Source organism: Verrucomicrobiota bacterium, assembly GCA_019247695.1.
Lineage (GTDB): Bacteria > Verrucomicrobiota > Verrucomicrobiia > Chthoniobacterales > JAFAMB01 > JAFBAP01.
This window is the reverse complement of the sequence record JAFBAP010000154.1, coordinates 30494-45057: the sequence shown is the minus strand read 5'-3', so window position 1 is coordinate 45057 and position 14564 is coordinate 30494. Positions and strand designations below refer to the sequence as shown.

Below are 14564 nucleotides of genomic sequence, written 5' to 3'. Positions count from 1 at the left end.
TGCACCAATACCTCTCGCCGACGGGGGACACCTACTGGGTGCAACGGCAAAACGCGGCGACGGCGGCCAGCGGCACCAGCGTGAGCATCAATGACACGGTACCCACAACGGACCGTTACAACCTTACCATCTGCGAAGTGCTGCCCGGCAACGGCGGGGGTGGTACCCCTCCAACGCCTCCGACCGTCTCAATGACTGCACCGGCGCCGGGCGCTACCGTCACCGGGCGGTCAACGCTTTGGGCCGTCGCCTCCGACACCCACGGTGTAGCCGGTGTCCAGTTCCTGCTCGACGGTTCTCCACTGGGCGCCGAAGTCAGCGCGGCGCCGTATTCGCTGACGTGGGACACGACGACCGTTGCCGGTGGCACCCATACCCTGGCCGCCCGTGCCCGCAATACCGCCGGCCTGACGACTACCTCTTCATCGGTCACCGTTACGGTGGATAATTCAGGAAACCCCGCCGTGGTCGGCAGTTGGTCCTCGGTGGTTAACCTGCCCACCGTTGCCGTCGACCTGATCCTCCTGAAGAACAGCAAGGTGCTCTTTTACGAAGACGGTTCCTCGCCGACGGTCTGGGATTACGTGAATAACACTTTCACGGGTGTCCCCACTTCGGCCGACCTGTTCTGCTCCGGGCACGCCCTTCTGGCCGACGGCCGAGTGCTGGTCGTTGGCGGCTACGGCGAGAGTCACTCGATCGGCATTGCGAGCGCCGAGATTTTCGACCCGAGCCAGAATAGCTGGAGCGCCGTGCCGGACATGGCGTACAAGCGCTGGTATCCTACCGCCACCACCCTGTCAGACGGCCGGATCCTTGTGACCGCCGGCTGGCAGACGACCGAACATTCCAATGCCGGCATTCCGGAGATTTATAACCCGTCGACCAACACCTGGACGCAGCTGACCAGCGCGAACAATCCCTTCGAGACCTACCCGTTTATCTATCAACTCCCGGATGGGCGGCTCGTCCACGTGGGGAATAGCGAATACGCTACCGTCACCGACATCCTCGACCTAACCACGCAAACCTGGTCCGTGGTGGACCCGAACGTTGCGGACGGGGGGAGTGCTTCGATGTACCTGCCCGGCAAAATTATGAAGACGGGTAGCGCCGCTGACAGCCAATTTACGGGTCCATCCGCAAACACCACCTACGTACTCGACATGACCCAGCCGACACCTGCGTGGCAGCAGACGCCGTCAATGGCTTATCCACGCAGCTTTTGTAACGTGGTCACGTTACCGGATGACACGGTGTTGGTGGTAGGCGGGGAAACGGACAAGAACGGCGGCAACATCGCCAACGCAGTTTACGCGGCGGAATTGTGGTCGCCCCAGACGCAGACCTGGACCACCATGGCGTCAATGCACACGCCCCGGGAATACCACGGCACTGCCCTCCTGCTGCCGGATGCCCGGGTGTTGGTGTCGGGCATGGGCTCGGACTTCGGCAACGTCCCTGATGAGAAGAACGCCGAATTCTACTCGCCACCGTACCTTTTCAAGGGTGCGCGGCCGACGATCACCCAGGCCCCTGCGCAGATCGGGTACGGGACGAACTTCTTCGTCGCGACGCCGGATACCGCGAGCATCACCCAGGCCGTGCTGATCCGAACAGGCGCGGTGACGCACTTTTTCGATCAAAACACCCGCTACGTGCCCGTGACGTTTCAACCCGCCGCGGGCGGCTTGACCATCACGGCCCCTGCGGACGCGAAACTGGCGCCGCCCGGCGAGTACATGCTGTTCATCGTCAACGCCACGGGTGTGCCGTCGGTCGCCCCGATCATGCAGCTGCAATGACGACTACCTTGCGCCGCGATGGTAACGGCTCCCGCTACATCGCAATGGGGCTCTTTTCCCGTTGCGCCGTGGCGTGAGGCCCATCCGTCCGCCGGCGCCAGAGAAAATAGATCGGCGGGTAAACCAGCAGTTCAAGAATGAACGACGCTGCGAGCCCGCCGATCATCGGGGCAACAATCCGCTTGGTGACGTCAGATCCGGTACCGGTCGAAAGCATCGCCGGTAACAGGCCCATGAAGGCGGCCGCCACAGTCATTAGCTTCGGACGCAGGCGCCTGGCTGCGCCGTCCACCACGGCATCCGCCAAACCCTGCGGCTGGCTCAGCGAACCTTGCCGGCGGGCTTCCGCATAGGCGAGGTCAAGAAAGAGGAGCATAAACACCCCGGTCTCGGCGTCCAGTCCCACCAGGGCGATCATTCCTACCCAGGTCGCCACGGAAAGGTTGTAGCCGAGCGCATAAAGCAGCCAGACGGCGCCGACCAACGAGAATGGCACGGCCAGCAAAACGATGCTCGTCTTGATCCAGGACTGTGTATTGAGGTACAGGAGCACCAGCAGCAGAAGCAAGGTCACCGGAACGACGACCTGGAGCCGTTGTCTGGCGCGCATCATGTTCTCGTACTCGCCGCTCCACTGGAGCAAATAGCCGGGCGGGACCTTCACCGTCTGCGAAATCGCCTGTTGCGCACGGCCCACATAGTGCCCGATGTCATCCGCGTCACAATCGACGAAGACATAGGCAGCGAGCATCCCGCCCTCCGTCCTTATGGTGCCCGTGTCGCGGACCGGCCGGATCGTAGCGACCTCCTCCAGCGGGACACGTTCCCCGTCCTCGGTGACGACCGTGATCCGGCCGATCGCGTCGAGGTTGTCCCGAAAACGCTTCGGGTAGCGCACCGTCACCGGGTAGCGACCTCCGCCTTCGAAGATTTCCGCAGCCGGTTCACCGCCAATTGCACCCGCGACAACTTCCTGTACATCGGCGACTTGCAACCGCCGGTTCGCCAGCCGTTCCCGGTCGATCTGAATGTCGATGAAGTAACCTTCTGCCGGCCTCTCGGCCAACGCCGAACGCGTGCCCGCGACGCGCTGCAGGCATGCCTCGACCTGCTCACCAATCTGTTGGGCTGTTTTCAGGTCTGGTCCCGAGACCTTTACGGCCAGCGGGGTACGCGCACCGCTGGTCAACATGTCGATGCGTCCACGAATCGGCATCGTCCACGAGTTGATGACTCCCGGCAGGGTAACCGCCCGGTTCATCTCCGAAACCAATTGGTCGTACGTGATCCGATCACTCGCGAGCCTGCGGAACAGCAACCTTTTGAGCCACTCCGGCGACCATCCGGAATACCACCGGCGCCGTTCACGCCACTGCTCTGGCGGCTTCAGAACCAGCGTGGTCTCGATCATACTCAGCGGCGCCGGGTCGGTGGCGGTTTGTGCGCGGCCGGCCTTGCCGTACACCCGGACCACTTCCGGGAAAGAGGCCAGCACCGCGTCCTGCCGCTGCAGTACCTGGAGCGCCTGCGTTGCCGAAACGCCTGGAAGCATGGTCGGCATGTACAAAACCGTTTCCTCATTCAACGGCGGCATAAACTCGCGTCCCAGTTGGAAATAAACGGGGACGGTCGCGACGAACAAAAGAGCAGCACCCGCGATGGTAATGGCCGGAAACCGCAACGCCAGCCGTACCGTGCGTTCGTACAGCTTCGGCCGAAACGCCGCCGGTGACGACGGGCCGGCCTTCGTGAGAGACGGACGGGTGCTGCCGTGAAAGAAGAGCACGCGCAACGCCGGCGCGAGCGTGAGCGTCATGAGCGCCGCCGTCACCATCACCGTCGTTTTGGCCGCGGCAAGAGGTTGAAACAGCCGTCCCTCCTGGCCGGTAAGCGCAAAGATCGGGAAGAACGTCACGGTTATCGACAGCAACGACAGAAAGATCGCCGGCGTGACCTCTTCGAGGGCACGGAGGACCTTGATTCGCCCGCCGCCCGCCGTCTGAAGTTTCCGGTGAACGTTCTCTACCTGAATGATCGCCCCGTCCACCAGAACTCCGATGGAGAGGATGATGCCGCCGATAGACATGATGTTCAGGTTCAGGCCGAACCAGAGCATCGGCAGCAGCGAAATGAGCAGGGTCGCCGGGATTACCATCACGGCCACCAGTGCCGGGATGGCGTCCCGCAGCGAGATGCAGATCACCAGGCTGACCGCGCACGCGGCAAGCAGCAGTTCCCGTTCGAGCGTTTTGATGGACCGCCGGATCAGCTCGGAGCGGTCATAAGTCGTCACGATCCGGACCCCCGGAGGCAACGATGGCGCCAGCGCCTGCAGCCGCTCCTTTACCCTGTGAATCACTTCCAAGGCGTTCTGGCCCTGCCGCATCACCACCACGCCGCCGACGACCTCGCCTTTCCCATCCAGGTCGCAGAGCCCTTGGCGGCTGCGCGGCACTAGTTCGATCTGCGCGATGTCGCCCAATCGTACCGGCACCATACCCGCCGTCAGATCGGTCGTCGCGTTCTGCCCATACACGACCGCGTTCTCGAGGTCGTTCACCGTATGCGCCAAACCGCGGCCGCGCACGGTAAAATTGCGGCCCGAAAGCTCGATCTGCTGGCCGCCGGTTTCCATGGTGGAATTGCGGACCGCGTCGACGACCGCCTTGAAGGTCAGATGGTACTGCTCGAGCGCGCCGGGTTGGACCGTGACCTGGTATTCCTTCTCGAAACCTCCTACCGTGGCCACTTCCGCCACGCCCGGCGTCGCCTGGAGCGCGTACCGCAGGGTCCAATCCTGCACCGCCCGCAGCTCGGCGAGGGACTGTTTTCCCGTGTTGTCCACGAGTGCGTATTGAAATACCCACCCGACGCCGGTCGCATCGGGCCCCATTTCCACGTGCGCACCGGCGGGCAAAACGGACGTGGTCCTCGAAAGCATTTCGGCTACCCTGCTTCTGGCCCAGTAAAGATCGGTACCGTCTTCGAAAAGCACATAGATCAACGCAAGTCCTGCATCCGTAAAACCACGTACGGACGTGACCTTGGGCGTTCCGAGCAGAGCCGTGGTGAGCGGGTAGGTTACTTGGGCCTCGACGAGGTCGGGTGGTTGTTCCCATCGGACCGCCAGGATGACCTGCGTATCGGATGCATCCGGGATCGCATCCAGTTGCTGACGCGGCGCCGTCCAAAGTCCCAGGAGTGCCAACGCGGCAGCAAGGCCGATCACCAGGATCGGATGCGCTGCGGACCACCGGATCAACCAGACTGGCATCAGCGTCCGTAACCCGTTGGCGAGAGGGCCCGCAACCGGGATTCAGAATCAAGCAGAAACGTTGCGGCCGTTACGACGCGATCCCCCTTCGACAGCCCTCGCGTAACCTCGACCAGGGATTGCGCCCTCAGCCCGGTTGCGATCTTTCTCGGTTCAAACACGCCGTCCGGACGCTCGACAAATACCACCGCGCCTTCACCGTCCGTGATCACCGCGCTTTCCGGTATCGCCAACACGCGGGCGGTCCGGCTCTCTATTTCGATGTCGGCGAACATTCCCTGCCACACTTCCGGCTGATCATTCTGGAATTCCAACTTCACCTTGAGCGTCTGCATTCGCTCATCAAATTGCTCCGAACCTTCCATGATGCTGCCTCGCCACAGCTTACCCGGGGACGCCGGAAGAGTGGCTATGGCCTCCAGCCCGGCCCTGACAAACGGCAGGTCGCCGCTCCTGATCTCAGCGAAGACATACATCGTTGAGAGATCGACGTACACGCAGGCATCCTTCCCTTTCTCCAGATGAACCCCCGGCTGCGGAACGGAAAGGAGCACCAGAGGGCCGGGCGCCCGGATGATGAAGCGGTTCGAAGAATCCCCCGCCAGCGACAGAATCGGTTCCGCCGCTCTGACCCGCAATGAGCCGATCGCTCCGGGATTTCGATAAACCTCTTCAACGGTCCCGGTCTCAGGGGCCGGCATGCGAACGGGAGCCGCCAGCGAGACGCGGCCGGCGGCGTGAATGGTCCTCTCCAGCGACACGGGTTTGGCGTCGTCAACCGAGAGGCCGAGGACGCGTTGCTGGTCGGGCTCGATCGGGACGGGTACCCGTTCCTCATGACGCGCCGCCAGCGGCGGTGTTTCGCCAACAGAGACCAGTTCCATCCCGCAAATCGGGCAAGTACCCGGTTTGGTTGCAACGTAGTCGGGATGCATCGGGCAATGGTAATACTGGACGCCTTGACGAGGGCGCCGCAGCACGGCCGCCCACCAGCCTGCCACGACGAAGAGCAGCAATACTGCAAATATGACCCTTCTCACACCGCGAGGCGCTCGTCACTGCAGGGTTCCAGTTCACCATTCATGCCATTCGTCACTCCCGTCTGTACGAGCCGAGTCTGAATACAACCACAAACCGCATGATGTCTTCCATCGTTTTCTCATCGTTTTACCGAACCCCGGGGCTTGGAGGCAGTTCGCACCCGCTGCGTCCAACCCGACGGTCACGCCCCGCGCCGGCGCAGCGGCCGGCCTGATGACGCGGATCCCGGGCGCCCCGAAGCGCTCGGCAGTTCGCCGGAAGCGCGCTGGCGGCCAGGATGCAGCAGTCGGCCGGCGCGGAGGTCGCCCGGCGAGGTGCCTTACGTCCGGCGACGCTGGGAAACGAGTCGGAAATGGATTCCGAGTGCCTTTCCGGCGTGGGTCGCGCGCTGGCGACCTTGTGTCCGTTACTGCGTTCCGCCTACCGGACGCGCCTGCTGGCCCTCTCGAACCTTTTGCTGCAACCGGTATCGAAAATGGCCGCCGAAGGCCAGGAACAACCCGGGCACCGGACGCTCTTGAGCGGGGACCGCAAGGAGTTGCGTCCACCTGATCCGGCAGAGGTATTGAAGTACGCGTTCTGTACGGGAGAGGGGGGCAGATTGTGCTCGACCCGTCGGCGGTAAAGACTGATCGGAAGTTTGGCGGTGATGTCTGGAATGTTGTCAAGCAAGCCGACGCGCTAAACATCAAGAGGCTTGCCAGACCCGTAGACCGCCCGGTGGCCCAGCGCGCCATCGCGGAGTTAGGCAGGTCAGCAGCGGATATAGACTCCGAGTAGGAGGATGGTAGGAATTCAAGTAAATGCACATAGATCGTCGGGTCGACCTCAAACGATCGGTCCGGAGAGCGATGGCTGCGCTGGGCCCAGGGCGTTGCTTTCGTCCTTTTGCCGGCTGCCCCGGCTATACCTCCTCTTCCTGTCTGAAGAACTTCCGAGTTGCATCGCTTTGGGATTGGTTCGACGAGTTGCTCACCTTACACTGGTCGCATGACCATCAGGCCCGCGATTCCCGGTGACGCGCCAAAGGTTGTCCCGCTAATCCTCCAGGCGATCGGTGCCATCGCCCTTGTTTTGACCGGAACCGACGATACGGAAGAAGCTGCTTCCGTTCTGCGCGATTTTTTCGGGCAGGAGCAGAACCGCGTCAGTTATGAAAATACCCTTGTGCTGGAAGAAGACCGGGAGGTGGCTGGGTTGGTAATATTCTATGACGGCGCCGACGCGCATAAGCTGGATGCGCCGCTTGAACGCGCGGCCGCCAGGAGGTCCGGCCGGAGTGATTATCAGATCCCGACTGAACCGGAAAAGTCGGAGTTTTACCTTGATACCCTGAGCGTGAGTCCGGGTCACCAGCGTAAGGGTTACGGGGGCAGGTTAGTCGAAGCGGCCTGCGATCGTGCCCGCTGTCTCGGCCACCCCCGCATTGCTCTTCTGGTGGAGGTGGACAGCCCGGATACGAGGCGCCTGTACGAGCGGTTCGGGTTTCGCGCGGATTACACGAAGCGAATCGCAAGGCAGGACTACGTTCACATGGTGCGGGACTTGTGACGGACGCGCTGAGTGCCTGAAGGCGGTAGAACGCCTTGGAATCGAAGACCGGGTGAAGGTCTATGCCGGTGCGCAGTACCCGCTTTTGCATGACTATAAGTCGTTCCTTTACGAAGTACTTCTATTTGGCCATCCGATTGATTACGCGGGTGCTTACGCCGGCCCGCCACCCAATCCACACCAGTTGGTGCCACCCCCCTGATAGGTTCGCCACGCATACCCAGGCCCGCAAACAGATGCGGTCGACTTCATCTTCGACACCGTGCATCGCTATCCCCACGAAGTCTCTTAAGCGTCCTCACAGCTGCTGGAGCAACTCGGCCCGGCTCTTGGGCAAACGGCCGAGCGCCTCGTACAACCGTCGAGCCGCCGCCTCTTCGGATTCGGCTTCTACCCCCATGCACTTGCAGAGTTCATGTTCGAAAAACAGGACGCCGCGGGCGTCGGGTAAACGTTGGTTAAGGTGGTTTAGGGCGCGGAATAGCAGATCGTACAGGTCGGGAACCGGGTGCTCCGGCTCGGTTGCCTCGTCGATCAACTCGACGAAATAGGATGCCGCCAACGTCTGCAGGTAAGTGGCCCGGATTCGGGGAAAAGGTTCCAGCACCTTGACCTCCCGCAAAACGTGCAACTCCGCCCGGCGCGATTGGGCCCAGAGTAATTCGCACTGGAAAAACAGGTCGAGTTTACCCAGGAAAGGGCTCTTCGGACGAAGCGCGCCTTTGGCGATGGTCTTTACTTTTCCCTGCTGGCGGGTGAGCCAGGTGATGATCAGGGTCGTGTCGGAAAAACGGGATCGACGAAGCAGGATTCCTTGCGCAGCGATAGTGGGCATGGTTGGCCATACCCGGTCTCTCCTGAGGTCGAAGCCGGGCGATCCTTGGAGATCAGACCGGTTTGGCAGCGCCCGGTCGCGGCGCTGCCGTGGTCCGTCCTTCCTTCCTTTAACGTGGGGGAATCGACAACGCCTCGTTGTGAACGGCCAAGGCCGCCTCTTTCACCGCCTCACTCATCGTCGGGTGAGCATGTACGGTGCGACCCAGGTCTTCGGCGCTGCCGCCGAATTCCATGATCGTGACCACCTCGGCAATCATTTCCGAGGCGCCCGCGCCGATGATCTGCGCACCGAGAAGCCGGTCCGTCCTGGCCTCAGCGATAACCTTCACAAAGCCTTGGGAGAGGTCGTTGGCCAACGCACGGCCGTTCGCCGCGAACGGAAACTTGCCGCTCCGTACGGCTACGTTGCGCTCTTTCGCGGTTTGCTCAGTCAGGCCGACCGCGGCCACTTCCGGGCTGGTGTAGACCACGTTCGGAATGACCCCGTAATTCACGTGCCCGGCCTTCCCCGCGATAAATTCGACGCACGCAATGCCTTCTTCCTCGCCCTTGTGGGCCAGCATCGGTCCTTCAATAATGTCGCCGATCGCGTAGAGGCCCGGCACATTCGTGCGGTAGCGCTCGTCCACCTTCACCTGGCCGCGGTCCGTTAACTTGAGCCCGAGATCCTTGACGACGGCGCCCTCCAAGTACGGCCTGCGGCCGACCGAGACCAACACCTTGTCTGCCGTGAACTCGTGGGTCTTGCCGTCTTTGCTCCGGGCCTGCACCAGGGCTTTCCCGCTCTTTTTGGCGATGCCGGTTACCGCTGTGTCGATAAAAAAGGCAAGCCCTTCCGCTTCCAGGGCCTTTTGCAAGGCCTGCGTGACGTCCGGATCGAAAAACGCCGCAATGCGCGGCAGAAACTCGATGATCGTGACCTTCGAACCCAGGCGGCTCCAAACCGACCCCAGTTCCAGGCCGATTGCCCCGCCCCCGACCACCACCAGTTCGTTCGGCACTTCTGCGAAAGAGAGCGCCTCGTCGCTGGTGACGACGGTCTCACGATCGACCGGCAAATTCGGAAGTTCTGAAGGCACGCTGCCGGTCGCCAGGACGACGTGTTTGGCCGTCAGTTCCTCCTGTTTCCCATCGGCTTTGCCAAGCAGCACTTTTCCGGGGGCAACAACCTGACCGACGCCGTGCAGGCGTGTGATCTTGTTCTTTTTCATCAGGAACTCGAGTCCCTGCGTCAGTTGCTTCACCACGCCGTTTTTGCGCTGCATCATCTTGGCCAGATCAAAGCTCACGTTGTTGAACGTGATCCCATGATGAGCCGCCTGATGTTTCGCAAAAAGGACGTGATCAGATGACATCAACAGAGCTTTGCTCGGGATGCATCCGATGTTCAGGCACGTGCCGCCCAGCACCTCACGCTTGTCGATGATCGCCGTGTTAAGGCCCAGTTGAGCCGCACGGATAGCGCCGGTGTAACCCGCTGGACCGCCACCCAGCACGATAAGGTCGAACGAGGACATCCCGGATCTTCGTCCGAAACCGTTCACGAGTCTAGCGTGACGCACGGCCCGCAACGCGCTATGGGTCCCCGCATGCGATTTCTCGCGCTTGTGCTTTCAGCCGTCATTTTGCTGCCCCTGCCCGGCGCATCCGCACAGGAAGCCTCCGGCACTCGTGTGCTGGCCGGCGTGACGCCTGCATCCCTGGCGGGCAAGGACGCCGGGTTCCGGCAGGCTTTGAGTCGTGCCGAGGCGATCTACGTCGGCGAAATCCATGACCGTCCGGGCGATCACAGGTTCGAGGGCCGCCTGATTGAGATCCTTGCCCGGAACAGGGTCCCTTTTGTAGTCGGTTGGGAGATGTTCGACCGCTCCCAGCAGCCTGTTCTCGATGCGTGGCAGCGTGGACGGTTGACCCGGGCCCAGCTGTTTCAACAGACCGGTTTCCAGCGCGCCTGGGCAGTCTACTCGCCGTGGTACGGCCGGATTCTGGACGAGACGCGCCGGTTCGGGATTCGCAACCTTGCCTTGAATGCCCGGCCGGCTTTGGCGCACAAGGTCAGCCAGGGAATCCAAATGACGCCCGCCGAAGCAGCGGAGGTGCCACGCGGGTTTTCCACCGATGAAGGGGCCTTTCGTAATTTTAGCCGGATGATGGGCGCGCACCCCGGAATGGACACGAATTCATTGAGACGGTTTTTCAAGGCTCAGAGTCTCTGGGATCAAACCATGGCAAGTGTGATCCTGGACTTCCACGCGCGCGAGCCCCAGACCAAAGTGGTTGTCCTGACCGGCCGCGGCCACGTCGAACGCGGCTACGGCATTCCGTATTTTGTGAACCAGAAAGCGCGCCTGGAACAGTTGGTCCTGCTGCCGTGACGGACGAAGGGAATGCCGCGGCGGAGAATGCCACAAATGGAAGAGGGTGGCGGGTAACGGGTGCCGGGCGTCGGGTGTCGGGTGGAAGACCACAAGCCGAAGTTGTTCCCGGTAGAGAGTGCCGCGCGTCAGCCCAGGAAGAATTGCCGGGAATGACTTGGAGGCCTCGACGCCCCCCCGCCCGTCCCTCACCGGCGGTATGGAATCAACGCCGTGAGCACGAGCCGTCGAAGTCACCCCTCCGCGGCATTTACTCGACGCGGCACCCGGCACCCGCTACCCGTTACCCGTTACTTGTTACCCGTTACTTGTTACCCGTTACCCTCATCCATTTGCGGCATTCTACTTTCGGACGGCAAAAACCCTGCCCCAGTCGCCTTCAGCAATTACCGGGCATTCTTTTTCCCAGGGGCGTGTGGACTGGGGGTACTCCCGCTGCTCGAAATTGCCCCAGAACAGGTAATCGATACGGAGCCGTTGGGCGATCTGACGCCACTCCGGGCTGCCTGCCATGAACGAATTCAGGTCGATTTCCGTCGAACGATAGTCGAGGCCATGGCTCCAGAGGTGTCCCGGGAACCCCATGACCATCCGGTGACCGGTGACGAGCACGGGATGGTTGTAAGTCGGGTAACCGGCGAACACGGCTTCCGGGGAGGTTTGCTTCAAGGCTTCTTCCACTGACTTCCATTCCGGTGCCACCCCGATTTCGTAACCTCCCCGGGGGGTGCTGACGGCGTCGCCGGCCACGCTGACAAAGCCGGAGAAAAAGAGGATGATGATGGTCGGGACCCGAAGCCAGACCGGCCAGTGGGCCAGAAAAGCGCGCCAGAGGCAAAACATCAGCACGATGTAGGCCCAGAAAATCAGCTTCGTGTTATCCCATTCCCAAGGCGCAAACTTGATGAAAGTGCAGGCCAGCAGGACGCCGGCGGCCGGGAACGCGAACAGCCGCAACAGCCTGCGTTCCTGCCGGTCGATGGGTGGCGTCGGCCTGATCAAATAAATCAGGAGCGCAGCGGTAAGCGGCAGGAACAACCCGAAGTTGACCAGCCAGAACTGCCAGGCAGGCTCGCCGGGCTTTGCCATCCACCCCGGGCACCAGCCCAGCGAATTTGTCTTCTCAAATCCGGTCACGAAATAAACGAGGAGGGTGGACGGGAGGAAGGAGACCAGGACCAGCCGAAACACGTGCCGTCTCCAGCGCGGATCACCGAAGAGAAACCAGCAAAGCAGAAACCACGACAGGAAAAGGAACGTGTGCAGATGAAACAGCGGCAAGCTGCAGTAGAGCAGGCACTCCGTCCAAAACGGCAGCGTGCTCCCGGGCTGCGGCTCGAAGAAGAGCGAACGCCAATGGGTCAGGAGGAGCAAGCCGACCGGGATGGCGTACAAGAGGCCGCGCTGGGTCACAAACATGGCCAGCGGAATCGCCTTCCAGGCCACCTCGGCCTGATAATCTTTCCAGGTGAGCGTGTGAAAAATGGTGAAGCCGATCAGGCCCCCGTTGAATAAGAAAGCGGCGACCCCGAACGGGCCGTTAAACTTCAGGAGCGCGCAGAGGGTCAGCACCGAACCGAGCAGGCCGACCAGCACGATACCTGCCCGCGGAGTAATTCCGAGCAGCTTCAGTTCGGCATTAAAAAGGTTTATGCCGAGCGGGTAATGAAGTTTGTCGAAAGCGAAAATCGGGTTTGCCGGCCAGAAAGCGGGTCCTCGCGCCAGAAAGTTAATCTGCGTGAGATGCAGGCAGGCGTCCCCAAGGTTGTTAGGAGAAAGCACGCACACGGAGTCGTCTGCGACGAAGACATTATCCAAGAATGCACGCAGGGCGAACGCGGCGAAAATGAGAATCATCGCCGGCCAAACTATGTCCGGTTGCTGCCGGCAAGGGATCTGCGGCCGGCGGCGCTGCAGGCAGGAAGCGATGACGACCACGAGAGCAGCCGCCAGCGCGGCCGCCGAGGTTGCCATGGTAAGGCGGAGGGGGGTGAACGCAAATGCGAGGCCGAGAAGCGTGGCGAGCGTGATCCAGTTCAGAACCGCAGCGAGGGACCTCATTGAGCCTGTTCCGGAACAAAGTCAGGTTGCCGCCCGGGAAACACGTCCTTGAACCGCTCATATTGAAAGAAGGCGCGGCACATGCCCATCCCGTCCCGGAGACGAAACGCGGTCTCAAGGTAGGGTTGGGTGAGACTGGCCTCCACCTCGGGCGCGACCTCATCGGGGGCGGCGATGAAATCCGCGTCCAGGTTCTTCGGCCACGATTCTTCCTTATCGTAGTAGCCGATGTGCGAGATGTCACCCAGGACCCAGGGAATCGGAAAATAGCTGGAAAGCAGGATTTCACCCTTCAACTGGTTCTTGAGCTGAGGGTGCAGGGTGATTTCGCGCAGGATCGGTCCGACGAAGGCGCGGTAATCGCGATAGGTCTGAACGTACGCGTACATCTGGCGCGGGTCATCGTACTGCCGGAAGTTCAGCCGGAACATGCACCATGCGTCGTGTCCGAGCAGCGCCGTCGCAACCACCACGACAGGGATGAGTCCGACCAGACGGCGAAGGCAGACGAGGCCGGCCGCGCACAGGAAGAAAAAGGGCCATGCGATGGAAATGATGCACCACGGGGTCTTGTACGGAATCAGGCTGTAGGCGACCAGCGTCAACCAGGCATAGACAGCCAGAAAACGTAGCGCGCGCCGGCCGGTAAAGAGGTAAGGCAGGCTGAGAATCACCCCGGCCAGCGCGAACCATTCATAGACGGTAAGGAGCTTGATCCAATACCAGTTTAACCGGAACGCCTGCAGCCTCGCGAACGGTCCGATGGCGGCCAGGCCGCCAGGAACCAGGCTAAACAGATCGTACTGGGGTTTGCCGTGACCGGCGGCTTCCAGCCCGGTTTTGGTCCACGGCGTGAAGGTTTCAAAAAGCCCGCGCAGGCCCGCAAAATTGAGAAAAGTGCCGGAATAGAAAAGGACGATCAGAAAAACCCCGACCAGGGCGGAACCGAGGAAGGCGGTCCGGTCAAGGTGGCGCCATCGGGGCAGCGCTGATTCGCCTCGATTCGCGAGTCCTGTGACGATCACAAAAACGCCTGCAACAAGCGTTGCGAACAGGTGAATGACGTACGTCTCTTTGGTCAGGATCATGCCCGCCGCGCTTAGTATCAGAGTCCAGGTGGCGAGCTTGTCGGCACCTGCATTCAGCCGGCAAAGCGACCAGAAGAACAGGATCAAAAAGAACACCAGCCACGTTTCGTGAATGGAGTAACGGTTGTAAAACACGTATCCCGGCGAGATTGCAAGGGCCAACCCGGCAAGGAACGCTATCCCGGGGCCAAGGTAACGCCGGAAAGACAAGACCAATCCGACCGTCGCGGTGCCCATAATGGCCACCGGGAGGCGCAACGCCCAGAGGTTGCGTCCGAGCACCCGCAGAAAGGCAAACAAAACATAAAAATGCAGCGGGCCATGGTAGTTGCTCGGGTCATAGGCGTAAAAGCCCTTTTTCGCCATCTCGTCGCTCCACCAGCCGTTGATGCCTTCATCGAAATGAGGAGGCTTTAGATCGAGGCAGATCAAACGGAGAACGGCTGCAACGATCAGGATGAGAAGAGGAAGAAAAAAATTACGTCTCACCATTTCGAGCTTTCGCCAAAAGGACCTGATATATATGCGAACT

The 14564-nt window shown here is 61.2% G+C and carries 10 protein-coding genes; 4 read left to right on the top strand and 6 right to left on the bottom strand.

Going from position 1 to position 14564, the window contains the following annotated elements; all coding sequences use genetic code 11:
* On the top strand, positions 1–1805 hold a 1805-nt coding region (locus JO015_17970; protein ID MBW0000984.1), incomplete at its 5' end, for a DUF1929 domain-containing protein.
* Between the two features lie 34 nt (positions 1806–1839).
* Here JO015_17970 and JO015_17965 read toward each other — a convergent pair.
* Positions 1840–5079, bottom strand: coding sequence for an efflux RND transporter permease subunit (locus JO015_17965; protein MBW0000983.1), 3240 nt, complete (start codon positions 5077–5079; stop codon positions 1840–1842).
* A complete protein-coding gene (locus JO015_17960; GenBank protein MBW0000982.1) occupies positions 5079–6095 on the bottom strand; it encodes an efflux RND transporter periplasmic adaptor subunit in 1017 nt (338 codons plus the stop codon). The genes JO015_17965 and JO015_17960 overlap by 1 nt, the downstream gene beginning before the upstream one ends.
* A 377-nt stretch (positions 6096–6472) precedes the next feature.
* Between JO015_17960 and JO015_17955 the strand changes: the two genes are divergently transcribed.
* Together JO015_17955 and JO015_17950 are read left to right on the top strand one after the other, a co-directional pair.
* Positions 6473–6745: a hypothetical protein gene (locus JO015_17955; protein ID MBW0000981.1), complete on the top strand. Its 273-nt coding sequence runs from the start codon at positions 6473–6475 to the stop codon at positions 6743–6745.
* A 365-nt stretch (positions 6746–7110) separates the two neighbouring features.
* On the top strand, positions 7111–7671 hold the full coding sequence (locus JO015_17950; protein MBW0000980.1) for a GNAT family N-acetyltransferase: 561 nt from the start codon (positions 7111–7113) through the stop codon (positions 7669–7671).
* A 298-nt stretch (positions 7672–7969) separates the two neighbouring features.
* Here the strand turns inward: JO015_17950 and recO are convergent, their stop codons facing one another.
* Complete coding sequence (gene recO / locus JO015_17945; GenBank protein ID MBW0000979.1) at positions 7970–8506, bottom strand: DNA repair protein RecO; 537 nt, start codon at positions 8504–8506, stop codon at positions 7970–7972.
* A gap of 109 nt (positions 8507–8615) precedes the next feature.
* Positions 8616–10025, bottom strand: coding sequence for a dihydrolipoyl dehydrogenase (gene lpdA / locus JO015_17940; protein ID MBW0000978.1), 1410 nt, complete (start codon positions 10023–10025; stop codon positions 8616–8618).
* A 72-nt stretch (positions 10026–10097) separates the two neighbouring features.
* Between lpdA and JO015_17935 the strand changes: the two genes are divergently transcribed.
* Positions 10098–10883: a ChaN family lipoprotein gene (locus JO015_17935; protein ID MBW0000977.1), complete on the top strand. Its 786-nt coding sequence runs from the start codon at positions 10098–10100 to the stop codon at positions 10881–10883.
* A 342-nt stretch (positions 10884–11225) separates the two neighbouring features.
* Here the strand turns inward: JO015_17935 and JO015_17930 are convergent, their stop codons facing one another.
* Both JO015_17930 and JO015_17925 read right to left on the bottom strand, forming a co-directional pair.
* Positions 11226–12944: a hypothetical protein gene (locus JO015_17930; protein MBW0000976.1), complete on the bottom strand. Its 1719-nt coding sequence runs from the start codon at positions 12942–12944 to the stop codon at positions 11226–11228.
* On the bottom strand, positions 12941–14524 hold the full coding sequence (locus JO015_17925; GenBank protein MBW0000975.1) for a TIGR03663 family protein: 1584 nt from the start codon (positions 14522–14524) through the stop codon (positions 12941–12943). The genes JO015_17930 and JO015_17925 overlap by 4 nt, the downstream gene beginning before the upstream one ends.
* Between the last annotated feature and the right edge of the window lie 40 nt (positions 14525–14564).

Coding starts and splice junctions, on each gene's coding strand:
- recO (MBW0000979.1), bottom strand. CDS start 8,506: ATGCCCACTATCGCTGCGCAAGGAATCCTGCTTCGTCGATCCCGTTTT.
- JO015_17950 (MBW0000980.1), top strand. CDS start 7,111: ATGACCATCAGGCCCGCGATTCCCGGTGACGCGCCAAAGGTTGTCCCG.
- JO015_17925 (MBW0000975.1), bottom strand. CDS start 14,524: ATGGTGAGACGTAATTTTTTTCTTCCTCTTCTCATCCTGATCGTTGCA.
- JO015_17955 (MBW0000981.1), top strand. CDS start 6,473: ATGGATTCCGAGTGCCTTTCCGGCGTGGGTCGCGCGCTGGCGACCTTG.
- lpdA (MBW0000978.1), bottom strand. CDS start 10,025: ATGTCCTCGTTCGACCTTATCGTGCTGGGTGGCGGTCCAGCGGGTTAC.
- JO015_17930 (MBW0000976.1), bottom strand. CDS start 12,944: ATGAGGTCCCTCGCTGCGGTTCTGAACTGGATCACGCTCGCCACGCTT.
- JO015_17935 (MBW0000977.1), top strand. CDS start 10,098: ATGCGATTTCTCGCGCTTGTGCTTTCAGCCGTCATTTTGCTGCCCCTG.
- JO015_17965 (MBW0000983.1), bottom strand. CDS start 5,079: ATGCCAGTCTGGTTGATCCGGTGGTCCGCAGCGCATCCGATCCTGGTG.